The organism is Streptomyces sp. NPDC037273 (assembly GCF_055603625.1).
Genome location: NZ_JBVJVO010000012.1, coordinates 68883 through 92040, shown reverse-complemented (window position 1 = coordinate 92040; position 23158 = coordinate 68883). Strand labels below are relative to the sequence as shown.

20 protein-coding genes and 1 pseudogene are annotated in these 23158 nt (G+C 72.4%); 11 read left to right on the top strand and 10 right to left on the bottom strand.

Annotated elements, in window-relative coordinates:
- Positions 1 to 27 precede the first annotated feature (27 nt).
- The 4 genes from ACZ7G1_RS27940 (at position 28) to ACZ7G1_RS27925 (ending at position 3386) form a co-directional block, all read left to right on the top strand.
- Positions 28 to 909, top strand: coding sequence for a polysaccharide deacetylase family protein (locus ACZ7G1_RS27940; RefSeq protein WP_470877084.1), 882 nt, complete (start codon positions 28 to 30; stop codon positions 907 to 909).
- 98 nt (positions 910 to 1007) lie between these two features.
- Positions 1008 to 1373, top strand: a complete 366-nt coding sequence (locus tag ACZ7G1_RS27935; RefSeq protein WP_470877085.1) for a YciI family protein — start codon at positions 1008 to 1010, stop codon at positions 1371 to 1373.
- A 61-nt stretch (positions 1374 to 1434) separates the two neighbouring features.
- Positions 1435 to 2640 (top strand): RNA polymerase sigma factor, encoded by a 1206-nt coding sequence (locus ACZ7G1_RS27930; protein ID WP_470877101.1) that lies wholly within the window; start codon positions 1435 to 1437, stop codon positions 2638 to 2640.
- 77 nt (positions 2641 to 2717) lie between these two features.
- The gene (locus ACZ7G1_RS27925) at positions 2718 to 3386 is read left to right on the top strand and encodes a hypothetical protein (protein WP_470877086.1); all 669 of its coding nucleotides are present in this window, start codon (positions 2718 to 2720) and stop codon (positions 3384 to 3386) included.
- On the opposite strand, the gene ACZ7G1_RS27920 is transcribed toward ACZ7G1_RS27925, so the two are convergent.
- On the bottom strand, positions 3325 to 4515 hold the full coding sequence (locus ACZ7G1_RS27920) for a THUMP-like domain-containing protein (RefSeq protein WP_470877087.1): 1191 nt from the start codon (positions 4513 to 4515) through the stop codon (positions 3325 to 3327). The two genes, ACZ7G1_RS27925 and ACZ7G1_RS27920, sit on opposite strands and share 62 nt — an antisense overlap.
- A gap of 129 nt (positions 4516 to 4644) precedes the next feature.
- Here ACZ7G1_RS27920 and ACZ7G1_RS27915 point away from each other — a divergent pair, with 129 nt between their 5' ends.
- From ACZ7G1_RS27915 to groL, 4 genes are all read left to right on the top strand, one after another.
- Complete coding sequence (locus ACZ7G1_RS27915; protein WP_470877088.1) at positions 4645 to 5568, top strand: polysaccharide deacetylase family protein; 924 nt, start codon at positions 4645 to 4647, stop codon at positions 5566 to 5568.
- Positions 5565 to 5894, top strand: coding sequence for a hypothetical protein (locus tag ACZ7G1_RS27910; RefSeq protein ID WP_470877089.1), 330 nt, complete (start codon positions 5565 to 5567; stop codon positions 5892 to 5894). The genes ACZ7G1_RS27915 and ACZ7G1_RS27910 overlap by 4 nt, the downstream gene beginning before the upstream one ends.
- A 144-nt stretch (positions 5895 to 6038) precedes the next feature.
- Positions 6039 to 6347 carry a co-chaperone GroES gene (gene groES, locus ACZ7G1_RS27905; protein WP_073810087.1) on the top strand — a complete coding sequence of 103 codons (309 nt, stop codon included), beginning with the start codon at positions 6039 to 6041 and terminating at the stop codon, positions 6345 to 6347.
- 125 nt (positions 6348 to 6472) lie between these two features.
- A complete protein-coding gene (gene groL, locus ACZ7G1_RS27900) occupies positions 6473 to 8107 on the top strand; it encodes a chaperonin GroEL (RefSeq protein ID WP_470877090.1) in 1635 nt (544 codons plus the stop codon).
- A 71-nt stretch (positions 8108 to 8178) separates the two neighbouring features.
- On the opposite strand, the gene ACZ7G1_RS27895 is transcribed toward groL, so the two are convergent.
- The gene (locus ACZ7G1_RS27895; RefSeq protein ID WP_470879819.1) at positions 8179 to 8877 is read right to left on the bottom strand and encodes an ester cyclase; all 699 of its coding nucleotides are present in this window, start codon (positions 8875 to 8877) and stop codon (positions 8179 to 8181) included.
- 74 nt (positions 8878 to 8951) lie between these two features.
- On the opposite strand from ACZ7G1_RS27895, the gene ACZ7G1_RS27890 reads away from it, so the two are divergent.
- The gene (locus ACZ7G1_RS27890) at positions 8952 to 12488 is read left to right on the top strand and encodes a hypothetical protein (RefSeq protein WP_470879820.1); all 3537 of its coding nucleotides are present in this window, start codon (positions 8952 to 8954) and stop codon (positions 12486 to 12488) included.
- Here the strand turns inward: ACZ7G1_RS27890 and ACZ7G1_RS27885 are convergent.
- The 5 genes from ACZ7G1_RS27885 to ACZ7G1_RS27865 all read right to left on the bottom strand — a co-directional run bounded on the left by ACZ7G1_RS27885 (position 12425) and on the right by ACZ7G1_RS27865 (position 17764).
- On the bottom strand, positions 12425 to 13444 hold the full coding sequence (locus ACZ7G1_RS27885) for a hydroxyacid dehydrogenase (RefSeq protein ID WP_470879821.1): 1020 nt from the start codon (positions 13442 to 13444) through the stop codon (positions 12425 to 12427). The two genes, ACZ7G1_RS27890 and ACZ7G1_RS27885, sit on opposite strands and share 64 nt — an antisense overlap.
- Positions 13445 to 13462: 18 nt before the next feature.
- The gene (locus tag ACZ7G1_RS27880; protein ID WP_470879822.1) at positions 13463 to 14314 is read right to left on the bottom strand and encodes a carbohydrate ABC transporter permease; all 852 of its coding nucleotides are present in this window, start codon (positions 14312 to 14314) and stop codon (positions 13463 to 13465) included.
- Positions 14311 to 15219, bottom strand: coding sequence for a carbohydrate ABC transporter permease (locus ACZ7G1_RS27875; RefSeq protein ID WP_470879823.1), 909 nt, complete (start codon positions 15217 to 15219; stop codon positions 14311 to 14313). Before ACZ7G1_RS27875 ends, ACZ7G1_RS27880 begins: the two co-directional genes overlap by 4 nt.
- Positions 15220 to 15223: 4 nt before the next feature.
- Positions 15224 to 16540, bottom strand: coding sequence for an ABC transporter substrate-binding protein (locus ACZ7G1_RS27870; protein WP_470879824.1), 1317 nt, complete (start codon positions 16538 to 16540; stop codon positions 15224 to 15226).
- A 111-nt stretch (positions 16541 to 16651) separates the two neighbouring features.
- A complete protein-coding gene (locus ACZ7G1_RS27865; RefSeq protein WP_470879825.1) occupies positions 16652 to 17764 on the bottom strand; it encodes a substrate-binding domain-containing protein in 1113 nt (370 codons plus the stop codon).
- A 181-nt stretch (positions 17765 to 17945) separates the two neighbouring features.
- On the opposite strand from ACZ7G1_RS27865, the gene ACZ7G1_RS27860 reads away from it, so the two are divergent.
- Positions 17946 to 19766, top strand: coding sequence for a DUF2264 domain-containing protein (locus tag ACZ7G1_RS27860; RefSeq protein WP_470879826.1), 1821 nt, complete (start codon positions 17946 to 17948; stop codon positions 19764 to 19766).
- A 2-nt stretch (positions 19767 to 19768) separates the two neighbouring features.
- Here the strand turns inward: ACZ7G1_RS27860 and ACZ7G1_RS27855 are convergent, their stop codons facing one another.
- Both ACZ7G1_RS27855 and ACZ7G1_RS27850 read right to left on the bottom strand, forming a co-directional pair.
- Complete coding sequence (locus ACZ7G1_RS27855) at positions 19769 to 20542, bottom strand: SDR family NAD(P)-dependent oxidoreductase (RefSeq protein WP_470879827.1); 774 nt, start codon at positions 20540 to 20542, stop codon at positions 19769 to 19771.
- Positions 20543 to 20570: 28 nt separating this feature from the next.
- Complete coding sequence (locus ACZ7G1_RS27850; protein WP_470879828.1) at positions 20571 to 21254, bottom strand: MOSC domain-containing protein; 684 nt, start codon at positions 21252 to 21254, stop codon at positions 20571 to 20573.
- A 92-nt stretch (positions 21255 to 21346) separates the two neighbouring features.
- On the opposite strand from ACZ7G1_RS27850, the gene ACZ7G1_RS27845 reads away from it, so the two are divergent.
- On the top strand, positions 21347 to 22240 hold the full coding sequence (locus tag ACZ7G1_RS27845; protein ID WP_470879829.1) for a LysR family transcriptional regulator: 894 nt from the start codon (positions 21347 to 21349) through the stop codon (positions 22238 to 22240).
- Positions 22241 to 22454: 214 nt separating this feature from the next.
- Here ACZ7G1_RS27845 and ACZ7G1_RS27840 read toward each other — a convergent pair.
- Positions 22455 to 22781 (bottom strand): annotated as a pseudogene (locus tag ACZ7G1_RS27840) (WhiB family transcriptional regulator); the annotation flags it as partial.
- Positions 22782 to 23158: the final 377 nt, after the last annotated feature.

Sequence of the window (23158 nt, the reverse complement as noted above, 5' to 3'; positions counted from 1 at the left end):
TCGCCCGCTCCGGGCATCCCACACCGCGTGAAGAAGAAGATCGCGCTGTGGGCGGCGCTGACCGCCGTCACCCTCCTGGTGACCGGCTGCACCGCGGAGCATCCCGCCGGACCCCCCGTACGGGAACGGACGACCGCGCCCGTGACCGGCAGCGGCACCGGGACCGCGCCGACGGCCGCGCCCACCGCCGGGCACCCGGCGGGACGGCAGGCGGCCGGGGCGCCCGCGGCCGCCGCGTACCGGAAGTGGGGTCTGAAGCCCTTCCCGGCCCCGCCCGCGCCGCCCGCCGTCAAACCGGTGGTGCGGCGGCCGGGTGAGCCGGTGCCGGTCGTCAGCGAGATCCCCACCACCGAGAAGATCGTGTTCCTCACGATCGACGACGGGGCCGAGAAGGACCCCGGGTTCGTCACGATGATGGACGAGCTCAAGGTGCCCTTCACGATGTTCCTCACGGACTCCGCCATCCGCGCCGACTACGGGTACTTCGCCCCGCTCGCCGCCCAGGGCCACGGCGTCGCCAACCACACCCTCACCCACCCCAACCTGCGCACCCTCTCCCAGGAAGCCCAGCGCCGGGAGATCTGCGGCCAGCAGGAGAAGCTCGCGAAGCGCTACGGCGCCACCCCCCGCCTCTTCCGCCCGCCCTACGGCAACTGGAACGAGGCCACCCGCGCGGCGGCCGGACAGTGCGGGGTCGACGCGATCGTCCTGTGGCGCGAGTCCATGCAGATCAAGAACATGCAGTACCAGCGCGGCGACCGGAAGCTCCACCCCGGCGACATCATCCTGGCCCACTTCCGCGGCCCGTCCGAGCTCAAGGGCCGCACCATGACCGAGATGACGGCCACCCTGCTGCGCCGCATCCAGGAGCAGGGCTTCACCGTGGCCCGCCTGGAGGACTACCTCTAGAAAAATCTCCCGGCGCGCTGTCGATGCGGGGCGATCCCGTTCGACGTATGTGTGGAAGGCGGGGAACGGCCCCGCCACCGCACCACCGAGGAGCCGTCATGCCCCGCTACCTGTCCCTCGTCCGCATCGAGGAGAACACCATCGACATGGAGAGCGCCGACCCCGGCTTCGAGGAGCGGATGGGCGCACTCTTCGAGGAGATCACCAAGGCCGGCGCGATGCTGGACACGGCCGGCCTCAAGCCGACCGCCGAGGCCACCCGGATCACCTGGTCGGACGGCAGCCTGTCGTACACCGACGGCCCGTTCACGGAGACCAAGGAGGTCGTCGGCGGGTACGCGATGCTCCAGTGCAAGGACATGGCCGAGGCCGTCGAGTGGGGCAAGCGGTTCCTGGCCGTCCACCCGCCGCACTGGAAGGTCGGCCTGGAGGTCCGCGAGGTCGAGGAGATGCCGGAGGGCTGAACCGCGCTGTGCTTTCCTTCGGGATGTGACGGTGGAGAGCACGCTGGAGACGGTCTTCCGGATGGAGTCGGCGCGGATCATCGCGACCGTGGCCCGGATCGTCAGGGACGTCGGCATCGCCGAGGAGATCGCCCAGGACGCCCTCGTCTCCGCGCTTGAGCAGTGGCCGCGGTCGGGCGTCCCGGACCGTCCGGGCGCCTGGCTCACGGCCACCGCCAAGCACCGCGCCGTCGACCTGGTGCGGCGGCGCGAGACGTACGCCAGGAAGCTCGCCGAGGTCGGCAGGACGCTCCCGGAGGAGTCGTACGACCCCGAGCCCCCGGGGCCCGGCGACATCGACGACGACGTGCTGCGGCTGATCTTCACCGCCTGCCACCCGGTGCTCTCCGCCGGGGCGCGGGCCGCGCTCACGCTGCGGCTCGTCTGCGGGCTCCGCACGGACGAGATCGCCCGCGCCTTCCTCGTGCCGGAGGCGACCGTCGCCGCCCGGATCACCCGCGCCAAGCGGACGCTCGCGAAGGCCGGCGTCGAGTTCGAGGTGCCGTACGGGGAGGACCGGGCGGCCCGGCTCGGCTCCGTCCTCGAAGTCGTCTACCTCGTCTTCAACGAGGGGTACGCGGCGACCGCCGGCGACGACCTGCTGCGGCCCGGCCTGTGCGAGGACGCGCTGCGGCTCGCCCGGGTGCTCGCCGCCCTCGTGCCCCAGGAGGGCGAAGTGCAGGGCCTGGCAGCGCTGTTGGAACTCCAGGCCTCCCGCACGGCGGCGCGCACCGGGCCCGACGGGCGGCCGGTGCTGCTCGCCGAGCAGAACCGGCGGCGCTGGGACCGGCTGCTGATCCGGCGCGGCTTCGCCGCCCTCGAACGGGCCGGGGACGGACGCACCTACGGCCCGTACGCCCTCCAGGCCGCCATCGCCGCCTGCCACGCGCGCGCGTCCTCGTACGAGGAGACCGACTGGGCGACGATCGCCGCGCTCTACGGGCGGCTCGGCACCCTCGCGCCCTCCCCGGTGGTCGAACTGAACCGTGCCGTCGCCGTGTCGATGACCGAAGGGCCGGCCGCCGCCCTCCCGATCGTCGACGCCCTCGCCGCCGAACCGGCCCTGGCCCGCTACCACTTGCTCCCCAGCGTCCGCGGCGACCTGCTGGCCCGGCTCGGCCGTACGGAGGAGGCGCGCGCGGAGTTCGAGCGGGCGGCCGAACTCACCCGGAACGAGAGCGAGCGGGCGCTGCTGAGGGGGAAGGCGGGGGAGTCGGGGGGACCGTGACCGGACGGGGAGCCGGGGGTCGGGGAGCCGGGAGGCCCTTGACGGGCTCAGGGGGCGGGCCGCTTAAGGTGCTCGGCATGTCCCCGCGTACCGTTCTGCCCCCGCCGCCCCCGCCCGCCGAGCTGCAGAGCTGGCCCGACCGGGAGGCGCGGATCGCCGACCGGGCGCTGGCCCTGGAGGAGTTGCGGAGGCGGCTGCTCGGGGCGGGGCGTCTTGCGCTGTTCCTGGTGTGGTTCGCGCTGCTCCAGCTGGGCTGGGGGCTCGTGGGGGTGCTGCTGACCTCGGTCGGCGGGCCGATGCCGGACCCGTTCACCGTGATGATCGGGGTGTTCGCGGCCGTCCTGGGCGTCGGCGTCCTGGTGCCGGCGGTGTGGCTGACCGTCCGCGCCTCGCGGCGGGACCGGACGGTCCGGGAGCGGCTCGTGCGGTGGGCCGCCCTCGACCGGCACGGCCCGACGGACGCCCGGCTGCGCGCCCCCGCGCTCAGCGCCTGCTGGCTGCTGCTGTCCTTCGTGATGTGCGGGCTCGGCCTGTGGCTCGGCTTCGCCGTGCCCGCGGGGGCGACGTGGGAGGACGGCGGCTACGGCCTGGTCGCCTACGGCATGGGCGCCGCCCTGATCCTGTGGGTCACCGGGCTCACGGGCCTGGCGAAGGCCGTCGGCCACTACCGCTTCGCGGTGCGGCTCACCGGCCCCCGCCGGCCGGCCGGCCGATCAGCATCGTCGGGGCTCCCGCGACCCGAGTGAGCAGCACCGTCGCGGAGTTGGGGCCCTTCGGCTTCACCTTGCGGCGGATCTCCTCGGGTTCGACCGCGGAGCCGCGCTTCTTCACGGTGAGGGTGCCGACCTCGCGCTCGCGCAGCAGGGCCTTCAACTTCTTGAGGTTGAAGGGGAGTTCGTCGGTGATCTCGTAGGCGGCGGCGTACGGGGTGGGGGTGAGCGCGTCCGCCGTGACGTACGCGATCGTCTCGTCGATCAGACCTCCGCCCAGCTCCTCCGCGACCTCGGCGACGAGGTGCGCGCGGATGACGGCGCCGTCCGGCTCGTAGAGGTAGCGGCCGACCGGCCGGACCGCCGGGTCGGGCAGGCCGCGGCCGGTGAGCCCGGCGCCGGAGGGCAGCAGGGTGGCGCGGCGCGCGCCCGGCTCCGTACCGAACCAGATCACGGCCTCCTTCACGTCCCCGCCGTCCGAGATCCACTCGGCCTCGGCGTCCTCCGGGACGGCCTCGTGCGGGATGCCGGGCGCCACCTTCAGGGCGGCGCGCGGGGCCTTGCGGGCCGCCTCGACGGCCCAGGACAGCGGTGGGGAGTACGCCTCGGGGTCGAAGATCCTGCCCCGGCCGCCGCGCCGCGCCGGGTCGACGAAGACCGCGTCGTACGGGCTCGTGTCGATCTCGGTCACGTCGGCGCAGCGGACCTCGATGAGCTCGGCGAGGCCGAGCGCCTCGGCGTTGGCGCGGGCCGCCTCGGCGGTCAGCGGGTCGCGGTCGACGGCGAGGACCGAGATCCCGGCGCGGGCGAGGGCGATGGCGTCGCCGCCGATCCCGGAGCAGAGGTCCGCGACGCTGCCGACGCCGAGCTCCTTCATCCGGCGGGCCCGGTAGGCGCCGACCGAGGCACGGGTCGACTGCTCGACGCCGTTGGGCGTGAAGTACATCCGGTACGCGTCCTCGGCGCCGAACTTCGCCACCGCGCGCTGCCGCAGCCGGGCCTGGCCGATGGCGGCCGTCACGAGCTCGGCGGGGTGGTCGCGGCGCAGCCGGGAGGCGACCGCAAGCTCCCGGGCGGGGTCGTAGTCGCGCAGGGCGGCGAGGAGGGCCTGCCCTTCGGGGGTGAGCAGGGAGGCGAAGGAGGCGAGGTCGGTCACCCGTCCCATTGTGGGCCCTGCGCCGCTGTGGGCCGCCCGGGGGACGGTGGCGCGGCACGGCGGTGTCGTGGCCCGGATGGCGCTTCCGCGCTGACAGGATGCGGCGCCATGCAGCCAGTACGACAAAAGGAAGAATCTATGGTGATCGGCGCGCCCCCCACCCACCGGACCCTCGGGGCCGCCCTCCTCGTCGCCGCCCTCGCGGCCACCGCCACCGCCTGTTCCGGCGCCGCCGGACCGGACGGCGGCGCCCACGGACCCGCCGCCGGACAGCAGGCCCAGGAAGCCCGGGGCGCCTCCGGCGCACTCAACGCCTACCTCGACCGCGTCCGCAAGGAACGCGCCGCCCGCGTGCTCGCCGCCAAGAAGTGGGGCCTCGCCAAGACCCCGCTCGAAGCGCCCGCCCCGCCCGCCGTCAAGCCGAAGATCACCACCCGCAAGGGCTTCGAGACCGACGGCGAGGGCCTCCCGCCCGTCTTCACCACCGTGCCCACCAAGCAGAAGATCGTCTTCCTCACCATCGACGACGGCGCCGAGAAGGACCCCGACCTGCTGCGGATGATGCGCGACCTGAAGCTCCCCTTCAGCGCCTTCCTGAGCGACTACGTCGTCAAGGACGACTACGGCTACTTCGCCAGGATGCAGAAGTCGCAGAAGACCGGCGTCTCCCTGCACAACCACACCCTCAACCACCGCTACCTGCCCGGACTCTCCTACGGGCAGCAGAAGCGCGAGATCTGCGGCATGCAGGACGTCATCGAGAAGCGCTTCGGCAAACGGCCCCCGCTCTTCCGCCCGCCCTACGGCAACTACAACGAGGACACCCTGCGCGCCGCCAAGTCCTGCGGCGTCAAGGCCGTCCCGCTCTGGGCCTCCGAAGCCTTCCCCGACCACATGGAGTGGCGCGAATGGGACCGGGACCTCCACCCCGGCGACATCGTCCTCACCCATTTCCGCGGCAAGGAGGACTGGAAGGGCACGATGCCGGACATGATCCGCCGGGTGATGAACGTGATCACGTCGAAGGGGTACGCCGTCGCGAAGCTCGAGGACTACGTGTGAGAACGCGGTCACGGCGCCTGGCCGCCGCTCTGGCCGTGACCGGCGCGCTCCTCGCCCTGCCGGCCTGCGCCTCCTCCGTCGACCCGATCGAACGGCTCGGCCGCAAGGCCGCGGAACGGGTGAGCCCGCGGCCGGCGGCGCCGGAGGCGGGGGCGGAGGCACGGGCGGAGGCGGGCGCGGAGGTCCGGGCCGGGGACTGCGGGGACGCGAAGGCGCCCGGCGCCCCTCCCGAGGCGCTTCCCGGCGCGGGCTCCGGCACGGCCTCCGGCGCGCTCCCCGTCACGCCACGGAGCGAGGAATTGGCACTCCGCTTGACCGAGTGCTAATCGCGGTCATAGTCTCGGCTCTGGCACTCCCCACTGGAGAGTGCCAAGCGCGACAGGCAGGTCCGGCACCCGCGACGACGGATCCACCTGGTCGCCACCTCAGACAGTTAGCCCCGTGAGATCTCCGAAGGGGGAGGTCGGATCGTGACGACCACCAGCTCCAAGGTTGCCATCAAGCCGCTCGAGGACCGCATTGTGGTCCAGCCGCTCGACGCCGAGCAGACCACCGCCTCTGGCCTGGTCATTCCGGACACCGCCAAGGAGAAGCCCCAGGAGGGCGTCGTCCTGGCCGTGGGCCCGGGCCGCTTCGAGAACGGCGAGCGTCTGCCGCTCGACGTCCAGACCGGCGACATCGTGCTGTACAGCAAGTACGGCGGCACCGAGGTGAAGTACAACGGCGAGGAGTACCTCGTCCTCTCGGCTCGCGACGTGCTCGCGATCGTCGAGAAGTAATTCTCCGAAGTACCGAAGTACCTGAAGCAGATGCTTCGAGCTGCGCCCCTGACCCCGCACCGGGCGTCCGGGGCGCAGTTCGGTTTCACCAGTTTTTCGACATCCGAGAGGGCTGAATCGCTCCCATGGCGAAGATCCTGAAGTTCGACGAGGACGCCCGTCGCGCCCTTGAGCGCGGCGTCAACAAGCTTGCCGACACCGTGAAGGTGACGATCGGCCCCAAGGGCCGCAACGTCGTCATCGACAAGAAGTTCGGCGCGCCCACCATCACCAACGACGGTGTCACGATCGCCCGCGAGGTCGAGATCGAGGACCCGTACGAGAACCTCGGCGCCCAGCTGGTGAAGGAGGTGGCGACCAAGACCAACGACATCGCGGGTGACGGCACCACCACCGCCACCGTGCTCGCCCAGGCCCTGGTCCGCGAGGGTCTGCGCAACGTCGCCGCCGGCGCCTCCCCGGCCGCCCTGAAGAAGGGCATCGACGCCGCCGTCAAGGCCGTCTCCGACGAGCTGCTCGCCACCGCGCGCCCGATCGAGGACAAGTCCGACATCGCCGCCGTCGCCGCGCTCTCCGCGCAGGACCAGCAGGTCGGCGAGCTCATCGCCGAGGCGATGGACAAGGTCGGCAAGGACGGTGTCATCACCGTCGAGGAGTCCAACACCTTCGGCCTGGAGCTCGACTTCACCGAGGGCATGGCCTTCGACAAGGGCTACCTGTCCCCGTACATGGTCACCGACCAGGAGCGTATGGAGGCCGTCCTCGACGACCCGTACATCCTGATCAACCAGGGCAAGATCTCCTCGATCCAGGACCTGCTGCCCATCCTGGAGAAGGTCATCCAGGCCGGCGCCAGCAAGCCGCTCCTGATCATCGCCGAGGACGTCGAGGGCGAGGCGCTCTCCACCCTCGTCGTCAACAAGATCCGTGGCACCTTCAACGCCGTGGCCGTCAAGGCCCCCGGCTTCGGTGACCGCCGCAAGGCGATGCTCGGCGACATGGCCACCCTCACCGGTGCCACGGTCATCGCCGAGGAGGTCGGCCTCAAGCTCGACCAGGCCGGTCTCGACGTGCTGGGCACCGCCCGCCGCGTGACCATCACCAAGGACTCCACCACCATCGTCGACGGTGGCGGCAACGCCGAGGACATCGCCGGTCGCGTCGGCCAGATCAAGGCCGAGATCGAGTCCACGGACTCCGACTGGGACCGCGAGAAGCTCCAGGAGCGCCTCGCGAAGCTCGCCGGCGGCGTCTGCGTGATCAAGGTCGGCGCCGCGACCGAGGTCGAGCTCAAGGAGAAGAAGCACCGTCTGGAGGACGCCATCTCCGCGACCCGCGCCGCGGTCGAGGAGGGCATCGTCTCCGGTGGTGGCTCCGCGCTCGTCCACGCCGTCAAGGTCCTCGAGGGCAACCTCGACAAGACCGGCGACGAGGCCACGGGTGTCGCGGTCGTCCGCCGCGCCGCCGTCGAGCCGCTGCGCTGGATCGCCGAGAACGCCGGCCTCGAGGGCTACGTCATCACCTCCAAGGTGGCGGAGCTCGACAAGGGCCAGGGCTTCAACGCCGCCACCGGCGAGTACGGCGACCTGGTCAAGGCCGGCGTCATCGACCCGGTGAAGGTGACGCGCTCCGCCCTGGAGAACGCCGCCTCGATCGCCTCCCTCCTCCTCACCACCGAGACCCTCGTGGTGGAGAAGAAGGAAGAGGAGCCGGCGGACCACGGCCACGGCCACGGCCACGGTCACGGCCACTCCCACTGAGGCTCTGAGTAGCTGATCACCGAGGCCCGGTGCTCCCGTCGCGGGAGCACCGGGCCTCGGCTGTTCTCCGGCTAGTCGCCGATGACCCCCAGCTGCGCCATGAGCCCCAGCAGGTCGTACTGCCACCAGCCCTCGACGATCTTCCCGTCGTCCCGGAAGCGGTGGACGACCGTGCCGCTCATGGTCACCTCCATGCCGGTCGCCGCGTTGCCCATGAAGTCGCCGTTGTTGGTGCCCTTCCAGGTCCAGCGGGTGCAGACCCGGTCGCCCTCGGCGATCTGGTCCTCGACGGTGAACGCGAAGTCGAAGCCGGCGCGCCACATGTCCACCTCGCTCCGGACGGCGTCCATGCCGATGACGTCCTGCTCGTTGGCCGGATCGTGGTCGTGGTACCCCTCGGTCAGCACCTCGTCGAGCAGCGCGAGCTCCGGCTCGTCCGCGATCAGCTCGAAGAACCTCCGCGCGTTGCGCTTGTACAGGGCCTCGTCCCGTACGACATCCAGATCCGTGAACGTCGGCATCTCGTCACAGAGCGCGACCATCTCCCGGAAGATCCGGTCCGTCTCGGGCAGCTGCGAATTCCGCATGGCCACGTCGTACGAAGGGAACTCCACGATCTCCACGACATGCGAGGCGTCCGAGCGGTCCCTGCCGACGATGCTGTGCGTCGCCGTCCTCTTGCCCTCGGTCTGCTCGACCCACTGATCCATGAGCCGGTTCAGATCGTCGACCCTGCTCGTCTTGCAGTCGATGATTTGTACGAAAGTCATGGCGCCTCCCGACCGCGGTGGGAACCCTTTCAGTCTAGGTCCGGCGGCCGCGGATGCCCTGGCAGCATGGGGGCATGGAGCGGGGAATCGACGTGGCGAACGACACGGGCATCGTGATCATCGGCGATGGGAACGAAGTGGCGGTCGGCCCGCCGCCGGTCGTCCGCTCGGCGTACTGGGAACAGGTCCGCCGGGTCGCACCCGAGGAACTGGTAGGCCGCGAAGCCGAGTTGGCCGAGCTCGCCGCCTTCTCCCGTACCGGCACAGGGTACTTCTGGTGGCGGGCCGACGCCTGGGCCGGGAAGTCGGCGCTGATGGCGTGGTTCGCCCTCAACCCGCCGCCCGGCGTACGGATCGTCCCCTTCTTCATCACCGCCCGCCTCGGCGCCCAGAACGACGTCGTCGCGTACGTGGACGTCGTCCTCGAACAACTCGCGGAGCTGGCCGGGGAGGGCCTGCCCGCGCTGCTCACCTCCGCGACCCGCGAGGCCCACCTCCTGCGGCTCTACCGCACCGCCGCCCGCGCCTGCGCCGGCCGCGACGAGCGCCTCGTCCTCCTCGTCGACGGCCTCGACGAGGACCGCGGCGTCACCACCGGCCCGGAAGCCCACTCCATCGCCAGCCTGCTCCCCGCCGACCTCCCCGTCATCGTCGCCGGCCGGCCCAACCCGCCCCTCCCCGCCGACGTCCCCGACACCCACCCGCTCCGCGCCCCCGGCGCCGTACGCCTCCTCACCCCCTCCCCGGCCGCCCGCGCCATCCGGGCCGAAGCCGAACGCGAGCTCAAACGACTCCTGGAGGCCGGCGGACTCCCGCACGACCTCCTCGCCCTCCTCACCGCCGCCGGCGGCGGCCTCACCGCCGACGACCTCGCGGAGCTGACCGGCGAAGTCCCCTACCGGGTCAGGGACGTTCTCCGTACGGGCCCGGGGCGGACGTTCGCGGTACGCGGCGAGGCCTACCTCCTCGCGCACGAGGAACTGGCCGCCGGTGCCCGGGAGATGCTCGGCCGGCGCGCCCTCGACCGCTCCCGTGACGAGCTGCACGCCTGGGCCGAGGAATGGCGCGGCCGAGGATGGCCGGAGACCACCCCGGCGTACCTCCTGCACGGATACGTCGCGATGCTCCGCGCCACGGGCGATGTCGACCGCATGCTCGCCTGCGCCCTCGACGAGGTCCGGCACGACCGCCTCCTCGAGGAGACCGGCGGCATCGGCGGGGCCGTCGCGGAGATACGCGCGGCCGGCGAGGCGCTCCTGGAACACGGCGAGCGCGCCGGGCTCGTACCGACCATGCTCCGGCTCGGCTTCCGCCGCAGCGAACTGGCCCGGCGCGATGGCGGTGCCCCGGTGGAGCTGGCCGCTGCTTGGGCGGCGGCGGGGCGGGTGGACCGGGCGGTGGCGTCGGTGCGCGGGAAGAACAGGACCACGGAGCACGGCGGGCTGTGCGCCATCGCGGAACGGCTCCTCGGGCACGGGGACCGCGAGCGCGCCGAGGAGCTGATCGCGGAGGCCGAGGGGCTCGTCCTGCGCGAGGCCCGGCAGCTGGACCGCGACCACATGGCGGAGCGCCTGGTGCCGCTCCTCCTGAGGGTCGGTGAGCTTGACCGGGCGGAAAAGCTCGTCCGTGCCATGGAGGAGGTCCGGCAGCGGAGCGGAACGCTGCCGGACCTGATCGACGCGCTCTGTGCCGCGGAGGCGTACGAACGGGCCGCCGGTCTGGCCCGCGCCGAGGAGGACGCGGATCTCCGGGCACGGGCCGTGGACCGGGTGACCCGGAACCTGCTCGCCGCGGGCCGGGTCGACGAGGCCGAGTCGCTGCTGCGGGACGCGGCCCGGGAGGACGAGAGCCTGCTCGTGGTCCTTCTCCTCGACGGCTCCCGGGCGCTGACGGAGGCCGGACACGAGGAGCGGGGCGCCGCCCTGCGCGCCGAGGGTCTTGAGGCCTTCGGCGGCCTGCGCCATGCCTTCACGGGAGGGTCGGGAGGAGTGGCGCGGGCCCTGGCCGCCGCGGGCGAGTTCGAGCAACTGGAACGGTGGCGCAGGGGGCTGTTCGCCGAACCGATGAAAGAGCTCTGGGCGCGCGAGCTCGCCGAGGCCGGGGCCTGGGACCGGGCACGCGAGGCCGTCGCCGAGCCCACGGCGGTCGGCCGCGACCTGGTCCTGCGTACGGTGGCCGAGGGGCTGCTGGCGGCGGGCTGCCTGGACGAGACGGAGTCGCTGCTCAAGGAGATCACGTCGCAGCTCGCCCACCGCATCCACGCCGGCCTCGCGGAGGCCCGCGTGCGCGCCGGCCACCTGGACGAGGCCTGGGCGCTGCTCGACGGCTTCGACGGGTGGCAGCGGGACGGTGTGGTGCGCGGGTACGCGTCGGCCCTCTGTTCGTCCGGCCGCCGGGACGAGGCGATGGCCGTGGTGGCTGCCGGTGGCCGGTCGGGTGCCTTCGCGGGCATCGGTGTCGCTGAGGCCCTCCTCGACATGGGCGAGCACGCGGCGGCGGTGGGCATGCTCGCCGCCGTCGAGCGCACGCTGCGGACGGCGTCGCGGAAGGACGCGCCCCTGACCGTCCTCCGGGTGGCCGAGAACCTGCTCCGCGTCCCGGGGCAGGAGGACACCGTCCGGTCCCTGCTCGACGCGGCGGAACGCGCCGGCGGAGTGCAGGACACGCGCAGCCTCATCGCCGTCCTGGCGGGGACCGGACAGTGGCGGCGCGCGGAGGAGCTGGCCCGGAGCCGCCCGGATTGGGACCGCTCCGGGGCGATGCTGACGGTGCTCAAGTCCCATGTCGCGGCGGGCGACCACCAGGCGGCCGTGGACATGGTCGAGCGTGCCCCGAGCGAGGGAGGCATCGACCGCGACTTCCTGCTCGCGGAGGCGGTGGGCGTGCTGGTGGAGGCCGGCGCCTGGGCCCAGGCCACACATCTGGCGACCTTCAACGTCGAGTACGGGGCCGCCAGGTTCCACGCGATGATCGCGGCCGGGAAGGCCCTGGCCGGCGAGGCGGAGGAAGCGGCCGAGTGGCTCGCGATGGCCGAGACCGCGCTGGACGGGTACTTCCAGGGCAGCGCGGTACCGGATCTCGTACGCGCCCAGCTGACACTCGGGCGGCGCGCGGACGCCGAACGGTTCGCGGAGCGGGCGCGCGGCGCGGTACGGGGGCCCTACATGGCCATCCAGGCCGAGCGGGCTGCCCGCACCCTTGTCCTGCTCGGCGAGTACGACAAGGCGGTCGCCTACGCACGTCAGGCGGTGCCGTCGAGCAGCGCCGAGCTGCTCCTCGGCGTCGCCGAGGACTTCCTGGCGGAGGGCCAGTACGAGCGGGCCGCGACGATTCTGGCGGAGTTGCACCCGCTGGGCTACGGGTGCGCCCGTGCCTACGCGGACCTCGCCCTCGCGCACCCCGATCCCGCGTGGGCCCGCCGTTTCGCCGTGCTCGCCCTGCACCTGGGGGACTGGCCGAGCGTGCTGCACGCGGCGCTGCGTGTCGAGCCCGACGTCTTGACGCTGGTTCTCGCCGAGGCGGATCGGCTGCTGGGGGGTGCGGAGGGTCAGGCCGATGTGGTCAGGTCGGCGGCCCTGACCTCGTCCGCGAACGGTTCGCCCCGGCCGTAGCGGGCGACTTCGTCGAGGGCCTGGTCGGTCATGCGGTGGAGTTCGTTGCCGAGGGAGCCGGCGACGTGGGGGGTGAGGAGGACGTTGGGGAGGGTCCAGAGGGGGGAGTCGGGCGGGGGGAGTTCGGGGTCGGTGACGTCGAGGACGGCGTGGAGGCGGCCGGAGAGGAGGTGGGGGAGGAGGGCGGGCTCGTCGACGAGGGAGCCGCGGGCGGTGTTGATGACGGTGGCGCCGTCGGGCATGGCGGCGAGTTGGGCGGGGCCGATCATGCGGTAGGTGGAGGGGAGTTGGGGGGCGTGGACGGAGATGACGGTGCTGCGGGCGCAGAGGTCGTCGAGGCCGGTGAGTTCCGCGCCGGGGGGCGGGACGTCCACGTAGGGGTCGTACAGCAGGATCTCGCAGTCGAAGGGGCGGAGGAGTTCGATGACGCGGCGGCCGATGCGGGAGGCGCCGACGATGCCGATGGTGCGGCGGTAGTTGCCCTGGGCGGTGGATTCGGTGAGCCAGGAGTCGTCGGTGCGGAGTTCGGCGTAGCGCTGGGCGGAGCGGAGGACGCCCTTTCCGGCGAAGAGGATCGCGGCGAGGGTGTATTCGGCGACCGGCAGGGCGTTGGCGGCGGCGGCCGAGGTGACGCGGAGGCCGCGGTCCCAGCAGGCCTCGGTGATGTGGTGTTTGACGGAGCCCGCGGCGTGGACGACGGCGCGCAGGCGGGGCGCGCGGTCGAGGACTTCGGCGGTGAGGGGGGTCGCGCCCCAGCAGGTGAGGAGGAGTTCGGCCTCGGCGAGGGCGGCGGCGACGCGGGGGCCGGGGGCGGTCAGGTCGAGGGCCACGAGGTGCGGGTCGGTGCGGGTGAGGGCGGCGAGGCGTTCGCGGTGGGCGTCGGTGAGGAGCCGGTCGGCGATGCCGGGGCCCATCGCGAGCAGCAGGGCGGGGCGTTTGTCAGTGGTGGGGTGCATCGTGGGAGCAGGCCTTCCTCACTTGACGCTGCCGGCGGTGAGGCCGGCCTTCCAGTGGCGCTGGAGGGAGACGAACGCGACGACGAGGGGGACGACGGCGAGCAGGGACCCGGTGACGACGAGGGGGTAGAAGTCGGGTTCGGCGTGGGCGTTGCTGTTCCACGCGTACAGGCCGAGGCTCAGCGGGTAGAGCTTCTGGTCGGAGAGCATCACCAGGGGGAGGAAGAAGTTGTTCCAGACGGCGGTGAACTGGAAGAGGAAGACGGTCACGAAGCCGGGCATGACCATGCGCAGGCCGATGGACCAGAAGACCCGCAGTTCGCCCGCCCCGTCGATGCGGGCGGCCTCCAGGGCCTCGTCGGGGATGTAGCCGGCGCAGAAGACCCGCGAGAGGTAGACGCCGAAGGGGTTGACGAGGACGGGGATGAGGACGGCCCAGTAGGTGTTGACGAGGCCGACCTCGCTGGCGAGCAGGTACATGGGCAGGGCGAGCGCGGTGGTGGGGACGAGCACGCCCAGGAGGACGAGGCCGAAGAGCTTCTCCTTGCCCCGGAAGTCGTAGACGTGGAAGGCGTATCCGGCGGCGACGCTGATCAGGGAGCAGGCGAGGGCGCCGAGGCCCGCGTAGAGCAGGCTGTTGCCGTACCAGCGGAAGTAGACGCCGTCGTTGTATGCGGCCAGCCGGCTGAGGTTGCCGCCGAGGTCGAAGCCCTCGAAGGAGAAGGCGTTCCCGGCGAGGAGTCCGCCGGCGTCCTTGGTGGCGGCGGTGAGCAGCCAGACGAGGGGGAACAGCATGTAGACGACGGCGAGGACGAGGGCGCCGTTGACGGCGGCCTGGGACAGCCAGCGGCTGGGGGCGCGGTTGCTCATGCCGTGCGCTCCTTCCGTGCCCGGCCGGCCTGGCGGCGGCCGGTGAAGCGGGTGACGGCGAAGGAGAGCAGCGCTGCGGTCAGGGCGAGGAGTACGGAGGCGGCGGCCGCGAGCCCGTAGTCGTTGCGGTCGAAGGCCGCGGTGTACGCGTACATGTTCGGCGTCCAGGTGGAGGTGACGGCGGAGCCGGTGCCCTTGTTGAGGATCAGCGGCTCGGTGAAGAGCTGGAGGGAGCCGATGATCGTGAAGAGGCCGACCATGGCGAGGGAGGCCTTGACGAGCGGGATCTTGACGGCGAAGGCGATCCGCCAGGCGCCGGCCCCGTCGACGGTGGCCGCTTCGAGGACGGACCGGTCGATGGCCTGGAGGGCGGCGTAGAAGATGACCATGTTGTAGCCGAGCCATTCCCACAGGGCGATGTTGACGACGGAGGGCAGGGTGCCTTCGGGGGAGAAGAAGTCGAAGCCGATGCCGCCGGCCTCCATGGCCTGGACGACCGGGCTGAGCTGGGGTGTGTACAGGTAGACCCAGATGAGGGCGGCGATGATGCCGGGGACGGCGTGCGGCAGGAAGAGCGCGAGCTGGAAGAAGCGGCGGGCGCGGGCGAGCGCCGAGTCGAGCAGCAGGGCGAGTCCGAGGGCTCCGGCGAGCAGGAGCGGGATGTAGAGCAGGCAGTATCCGAGCAGGATGCCGAAGCCCTCGCGGAAGGCCCGGTCACCCAGCGCCGCGGTGTAGTTGTCGAGGCCGGTGAAGACGGTCTCGGTGCCGCCGAAGCCCAGTCCGGACTGTTTCTCGGTGAAGAGGCTGAGCCAGACCGCGTATCCGATCGGCACCACCATCACCGCGGTGAACAGGAGGAAGAAGGGGGTCAGCAGGATCGCCGCGGCGCGGGTTCGGGCCTTCATGCGGTCAGCCCTCGACCTTCAGGCCGCGCTTGGTGAGTTCGGCGACGGTGGCGTCGTGGCCGGCCTTGACGGCGTCGGCGATGCCGGGGCCGCCCTGGGAGATCTTGCCGAACCGGTCCTTGATCGCGGTGTTGGTGGTGCCGGTGGTGGGGCCCCAGGACCAGTTGGGGTTGATGGAGGCGCCGGCGGCCTCGAAGAGGGCGTAGATGTCCTGGCCGCCGTAGTAGCTCGCGTCGAAGGCCTTCTTGGCGACCGGGCGCAGGGCCGTGGCGGCGGGGAAGGCGGAGGAGGTGCCGGAGGCGATCCGGGCCTTCACGCCGTCCTCGGTGGTGGACATCCATTCGGCGAAGGTGACGGCGGCGGCCTTCTGCTTGCTGTCCTTGGTGACGGCGAAGGAGGTGCCGCCGAGCATGCCGCTGGCGGGCTTTCCGTCCCAGCTGGGGATGGGGGCGACGGCCCACTTGCCGCTCAGTTCGGGCGAGTTGCCCTTGAGGACGCCGGCGCCCCAGGAGGCGCCGAGGTAGCCGATGGTGGTGCCGTTCTTCAGGGAGCCGACCCATTCGGGGCTGAAGGAGGCGTCCTTGTGGACGAGGTCGGCGTCGAGGAGGCCCTGCCAGTACGTGGTGACCTTGGTGGTCGCCGGGTCGGTCGTGTCGATCTTCCAGGTGTCGTTCTCGGCCTTGAACCACTGGGCGCCGGCCTGCCAGGCCATCGCCTCGAAGGTGGTCGGGTCGTCGGGGAAGAAGGTGGCGATACGGGCCTTGGCGTCGGCCTTCCTGACCTGCTCGGCGGCCTTCTTGAAGTCGTCCCAGGTGGTGGGGACCTGGACCTTGTACTTCGCGAACAGGTCCTTGCGGTAGTAGAAGGCCTGCGGGGCGGCGTCGAAGGGGACGGCCCAGGACTTGCCGCCGAGGGTGGTGAGTTCGACGCTCTGCGGGAGCAGCTTGGCGCGGTCGGCCTCGGTGAACTGGTCGCCGATGTCCTGGAGGGCGCCGGAGCTCACGAACTCGGGGAGCGAGGAGTACTCGATGGAGACGAGGTCGGGGGCGTTGCCGGCCTTCACGGCGTTGGAGATCTTCGCGTAGCCGCCGGCGGTGCCGGAGGGGATCTCCTCGAACTTCACCTGGATGTCGGTGTGCGAGGCGTTGAAGGCGTCCACGACGTCCTTGGAGCCCTTGGCCCAGCCCCAGAAGGTGATGGTCACGGGCCCGTTCGACTTGTTCGCGGTGTCGTCACCGCTACCGCCGCAGGCCGTCAGGACGGCGAGGGCGGTGGCGGTGCCGGCTATGACGCGGGATGTTCTGCTCCAACTACGGGTCACGGCTCGGCTCCTGGGGGCGGGGCGGCTGGGAGGTTGTGGCCGTGATCCTGTGACCGTTCATGACCGAAGTCAAGAGCGAAAGATTGATTGATCGAAAAAAGATCAGATCGATCAGCCGGTGGGGGCTCCGGGGTGCGCCCTGGTGTCCGCCCCGCACGAGGCCCGCACCCGCAGCCTCGGCAGGAGGCTCAGGTGGCGCCGGGCCGCGTCCTCGTCCGGACTCTCGGTGAGCCGCTCCACGAGGAGTTCCGTGGCGTGCCTGCCCACCTGCCGCTTCGGCGGCGCGACCGCCGTCAGCGGGGTGTCGGCCAGGGCCGCGACCTCGTCGTCGTACGCGATCAGGGCCAGGTCCTGGGGGACCCGTACCCCCAGCTCGGCGAGGCGCTGCACGATCTCGATGGCGTCCACGTCGTTGTGGACCAGGGCCGCGTCCGCGAGGTCCGAGCGGACGGCCTCGTACAGGGCCCGCACCGCCCGCTCGAAGCCCTTCGGGTCCGCCTCGGCGGGTACGGAGTCGATGACCGGGCGCGGTTCCTTCAGGCCCAGGGTCCCCAGCGCCTCGGCGTACCCCGCGCGCACCGCGAGCGCGGTGGGGGAGTCGCGGCGGGCCACCAGGAGGGGCGTCGCGTGGCCGAGGGCGAGCAGGTGGCGCAGGGCGAGCAGGACGCCGTGGGCGTGGTCGGACGCGACCCGGTCCAGGCCGTCGAGAGGACTGCCCGGCTCGGCCCGGCGCTCCAGGAGCACGGCGGGCACCGGGAGTTCGGCCAGCCAGTCCCCGTAGGCGAGCCGGTCCTCGGGGCCCCGCCAGCCGGGCGCCACCAGCACGCCCTCGGCGCCCGCCGCGAGCAGCCCCTCGGTGCGGGCCCGGTCCTCCTCGGGCCGGTAGTCGGAGACGCGCAGCACCAGCCGGGCGCCGGCGCGCGCCGCCGCCTCGTGGGCCCCGCGGATGACCTCGGCGAAGTAGTACGTGGCGGAGGGCGCGAGCAGGCCGAGGACCAGGCCCTCGCCGGCCCGTCCGGCACCCGGGGCGCTCTGCCCGCGCGGCCAGGACACCTGGCCGTGCACCCGGTCGAGCAGGCCCTGCGCGGCCAGCGCCTCGACGTCCCGGCGGGCGGTGACGGGGGAGACCCCGAGGCGTTCGGCCAGTTCGGAGACGCGGGCGGTGCCGCGCTCGCGCACCAGGGCCAGCAGTCGGTCGTGTCGTTCGGCAGCACTCTCGCGCACGGCGCAGTTCCCCCTCGCGGTGGTCGTGGTTCCCGGACCGGGGCCGGTGAGGGCCCACCCTAGCCCGGAGATGATCGAACGACGGGAGTTTCGATCATTCGCTCCCGTTGCCTTGACGTTCGATCGGAGCCTGTCCAGGATTCCCGGCGAAGGGTCATCGCAGGGAGCCACAGGGAGCATCATGCCCACGCCGCCCGAGAACCGTGAGCTCAGCCCGTACACCGGCTGGACCCGTGCGCACTGGGAGGCCGAGGCCGACCGGCTCCTCCTCGCCGTCCGCCCCCACACCTCGCCGCGCGGCGGCCTCGTCGACCTCCCGGGCCCCCGCCCCAGCTGGTCCGGCGCCCGCTCCGACGGACTCGAAGGCTGGGCCCGCACCTTCCTCCTCGCCGCCCTGCGCACGGCGGGCGCCCAGGGCGAGGACCCTCACGGCCATCTCGACCGGTACGCCGAAGGCCTCGCGGCCGGCACCGCAGAGCCGGGACGGGAGGACCGCGACTCCTGGCCCCGGATGGCGGACACCCGCCAGGCGATCGTCGAATCCGCCTCGGTCGCGCTCGGCCTCCGCCTCACCCGCCGCTGGCTCTGGGACCGCCTCGACGACCCCACCCGGCAGCGCGTCGCCGACTGGCTCCTGCCCGCCCTCGGCCCGTCCCCCGTCGACAACAACTGGTGGCTCTTCGGCCTCACCGTCGCCGGCTTCCTCCAGGACGCCGGCATCGAGACGGACCGCGCCGCCGCCACGATCGACCGCTCCCTCGCCCGCGTCGAGGACTGGTACCTCGGCGACGGCTGGTACAGCGACGGCGACAACCGCGCCTTCGACCACTACAACGCCTGGGCCCTGCACTTCTACCCGGTCCTGCACGCCCACCTGGCCGGCGACCCGAAACTCCTCGACCACTACGGGCCCCGCCTCCGCGCCCATCTCGACGACTACGTCCACCTCTTCGACGCGAACGGCGCCCCCCTCCCGTACGGGCGGTCCCTGATCTACCGCTTCGCCGCGGCCGCCGCCCCCTGGCTCGGCACCCTCACCGGGCACACCCCGCTCACCCCCGGCGCCACCCGCCGCCTCGCCTCCGGCGCCCTGAAGTACTTCCACGACCGCGGCGCCACCGACGAGCACGGGCTCCTCACCCTCGGCTGGCACGGCCCCCACCCGCCCCTGGTCCAGGAGTACTCGGGCCCCGGCTCCCCCTACTGGGCCTCCAAGGGCTTCCTCGGCCTCCTGCTCCCCGCCGGCCACCCGGCCTGGACCGACCCCGAGGAACCGCTGCCCGCCGAACGCGCCGACACCGTCCGCGCCTTCGCCCCCGCCGGCCTCCTCGTCCAGACCACCGCCGCCGACGGGCTCGTACGCCTCCACAACCACGGCACCAACCACGTGCACAGCGGCGAAGGCGGCGAGGACGACCCCGGATACGCCCGGCAGGCCTACTCCACCCGTACCGGACCCACCGCCCCGCCTGCCCCCGCCGACAACCACTTCGCCCTGCTCGCCGACGGACGGCCCACCCGGCGCGGCCCCGCCGTCCCGGCCGGCACGGGACCCGGCTGGGCCGCCTCGCTCCACCACCCGCTGCCCGGCGTCCGGGTCCTCTCGGCGACCCTCGCCCACGGCCGCGCCGAGGTCCGCGCCCACCTCGTCCTCGGCGCCCCGGACGGCACCCCGGTACGGCAGACCGGCTGGGCCACGCACCCCGAAGGCCCCGTCTCCCAGCTCCACCCGGTCCACGGCTACGGCCCCGAGCTCACCGAACTCCCCACCGGGGAGACCCTCCAGGGCCCCGGCAGCCGCACCCCCGCCCTCCACGGCACCACCCGCGGACCCGCCTCGCTCTTCGTGGCCCTCGCGTCCCTCACCGCCGTCCCCGACCCGGCCCCCGCGCGGGACCTCGCCGAAGTCCGGCCCGACGGGCGCCTGCTGACCGTGACCTGGCGGGACGGCACGACCACGGCCGTACCCCTCGAAGAACCCGGGCCGCGCCCGCTTCCCTAGGCCTACTTCGGCCCGTACTTGCGGCCCGCCTTGGAGGAGACGCCGCCGAGCAGACCGCGCGGGGCCAGCTTCACCACGCCCATCAGGGCCTTGTAGCGGGGGTCCGGGATCGACAGGGTCTTCCCGCGGTCCAGGTCCGAGAGCGCCGCCGTCACCAGCTTGTCCGCGTCGAGCCACATCCAGCCGGGGATGTTGTCCGTGCCCATCCCCGCGCGCTCGTGGAACTCGGTGCGGACGAAGCCCGGGCAGAGCGCCATGAGCCGTACGCCGCTGCCCGCGAGGTCGCGCGCCGCGCCCTGGGTGAACTGCACGACCCAGGCCTTGGACGCGCCGTAGGTGCCGCGGGGCACGAAGGCGGCCACCGAGGCGACGTTCACGACGCCGCCCCGGCCGCGCTCCTTCATCGAGGCGGCGGCGGCCGAGGTCAGCCGCAGCACCGCCTCGCAGTGCACCGTGAGCATCTTGAGCTCGTCGGCCATGGAGACTTCGAGGAACCGGCCCTTGTTGCCGAAGCCGGCGTTGTTCACCAGCAGGTCCACCGGCCGCTTCGGGTCCGAGAGCCGGGCCTCGACGGTGGCGATGCCCTTCTCGTCGGCGAGGTCTGCGGCGAGCACCTCGGCCTCGACGCCGTGCCGGTCGTGCAGTTCGGTGGCCTGCTCCCGGAGCCGCTTCGTGTCCCGCGCCACGAGCACGACGTCGTGGCCGTCCGCCGCGAGCCTCCGTGCGAAGGCGGCCCCGATGCCCGCGGTGGCGCCTGTGATCAATGCAGTCGTCATACGGGCACCGTAATGCCCGGCCGTTCGGCTACGGAGTGCCGTCCTCCGCGTACTTGTCCGCGTACTGGCGTGCCAGCGCGAGCAGTCCGGACTCCATCCACTCGGCGGCCGCGAGGGTCTCGGGCAGCAGGGCCCGCTCGGTGGTGGCGGCACGGTGCAGGAAGGAGACCGTGATCGCGTGGTCGGGGCGGTGCACGACCGTGATCGGGTCGCCGGCCCGGACCTCGCCCGGCTCGATGACCCGCAGCAGCGCGCCCGGTCCCGCCGCCGACCCCGTGAACCGCTTGACCCAGCCCTTCTCCTCGAGGAAGCCCGCGAAGGTGCGGCAGGGGATGCGGCCCCCGGTGACCTCGAGGACCACCTCGTCGCCGATCCGCCACCGCTCGCCGATCAGGGCCCCGTTGACGTCGAGTCCGAGGGTCGTGAGGTTCTCGCCGAAGGAGCCGTTGGCCAGCTCGCGGCCGAGCTCCGCCTCCCACCGGTCCAGGTCCTCACGGGCGAAGGCGTACGCGGCCCGGTCGTTCCCGCCGTGGAACCGCAGGTCGCACACGTCGTCCCCGGCCACGCCGCTCCGGCCCACACCGGGCGGCCCGGGGGCCTCGATCCTCACGGGGCCGTCGACGGGGCGCTTGTCGATGCCCGTCATCCCGGACGCGGAGTCGGTGTACTCCACCGTCATGGCACGGCCCGCATTCACACTCAGCAAGGTCATGACCGGCACTTTAGGGGCTGCGGCCCCCCTTGGCCCCAAAGGCGCAGGCGAATATTCGCCTCTCGATCCAAGATTCGCTTATGATTGAGCGCATGATCGAGGCACGCCACCTCCGCGTCCTGCGCGCCGTCGCCGCCACCGGCTCCTTCTCGGCCGCCGCGCGCGAACTCGGCTGCACCCAGCCCGCCGTCAGCCAGCAGATGAAGGCCCTCGAAGCCTCCGCCGGCACCCCGCTGCTGATCCGCACGGGACGCGAGATGCGCCTCACCCAGGCCGGCGAGGTCCTGGTGCGGCACGCCTCCGGCATCCTGGCCGGGCTCACCGCCGCCGAGGAGGAGATCGCCGCGATCGCCGGACTCCGGGCCGGCCGCGTCCGCCTGGTCTCCTTCCCGAGCGGCAGCTCCACCCTCGTGCCCACCGCGCTGGCCGCCCTGCGCGCCGCGCACCCCGGGACCCGGGTCTCCCTCGTCGAGGCGGAACCGCCGCGCTCGGTCGAGATGCTCAGGGAGGGCGACTGCGACGTGGCCCTCGCCTTCCGGTACGGGGCGGGGCAGGCCGAATGGGACGACCTCGTCGTCCGGCCGCTGCTCGCCGACCGCCTCGTGGGCCTGGTGCCGGAGGGGCACCGGCTCGCCGGAGCGGACGCGGTCGGCATCGCGGAACTCGCCGACGAGTCCTGGATCGCGGGCTGCCCGCGCTGCCGCCGCCAGCTCGTCGACGTCTGCGAGGAGGCGGGCTTCACCCCCCGCATCGACTTCGCCACCGACGACTACCCGGCCGTGGTGGGCCTGGTGGGCGCCGGGCTCGGCGTCGCCGTCCTGCCGGAGCTGGCCATCGAGTCCGTACGCCCCAAGGGCGCGCGGACCATCACCGTGGAGCCGGCCGTCGAGCGGGAGATCGTGGCCCTCACGCTGCCCGACCTCGCCCAGGTCCCGGCCGTCGCCGCCACGCTGGACGAACTCACCAGGGCCGCCACGCGCGCGTAGCCCCGGGCGTCTCGCGCGCGCCTTGCCCCGGGCCGCCACGCGCGCGCGGGACCCGCCCGGCGCGCGCGTGCGCACGGCCTCCGTGTACGGCCTCTGGGTGCGACCTACTTGAAGAAACGTTCCTTCACATACGCTCCACGATCGGCCGGCCCGCGGCCGCCGCCGATGTCGTCATGGGTGTCATGGATGTCATGGGCGTCCTGGACGCCGTGCTCGTGGCCGGCGCGACCGACGCGCTCGCCGGTGCCGCCGAGATCAGGCGGTTCCGGGCGCGTCCCATGAGCTCTTCGCGTTCGTCCTCGGTGAGGCCGCCCCATACGCCGTAGGGCTCGCGTACGGCGAGTGCGTGTGCCGCGCACTCAGCGCGTACCGGGCACCGCATGCAGACCTCTTTCGCCGAGTTCTCACGCGCACTCCGTGCCGCGCCGCGCTCTCCCTCGGGGTGGAAGAACAGGGAGCTGTCCACTCCGCGGCAGGCCGCGAGCAGTTGCCAGTCCCACAGATCGGCGTTGGGTCCGGGAAGGCGGGAGAAATCTGCCATTGCGCTTGTCCCCTTGAAACCGTGTCGAACGGATTGGTGGGCGGGTGGATGGCTGATCGGCGGGGCTCCTCCGGGCCCCGGCAAGTCCTGGCGGTACACCTACTGTCGAAGTAGATGTAAATATGACTCATTGCGAATCTAGCCACAGACACTGCGAAAAGGGAAGAAAACCCGCTAAATGGGGCATAGCTTTCGATGAAGGACGAATGACCTGCGACGCTCTCCTCCGTGTGCGGCCCCTCACGTAGAGTGCCGAAGGCCGCCGTCCGACCCGTAACTCTTTCGAGTGACCGTCGTTGAGAGTGCGGAGGCGGTTGAAGGAAGAAGCGATCGGGCAGGTGTCCGAGAGCGTCAATCGCACAGGTGACGATTACGTA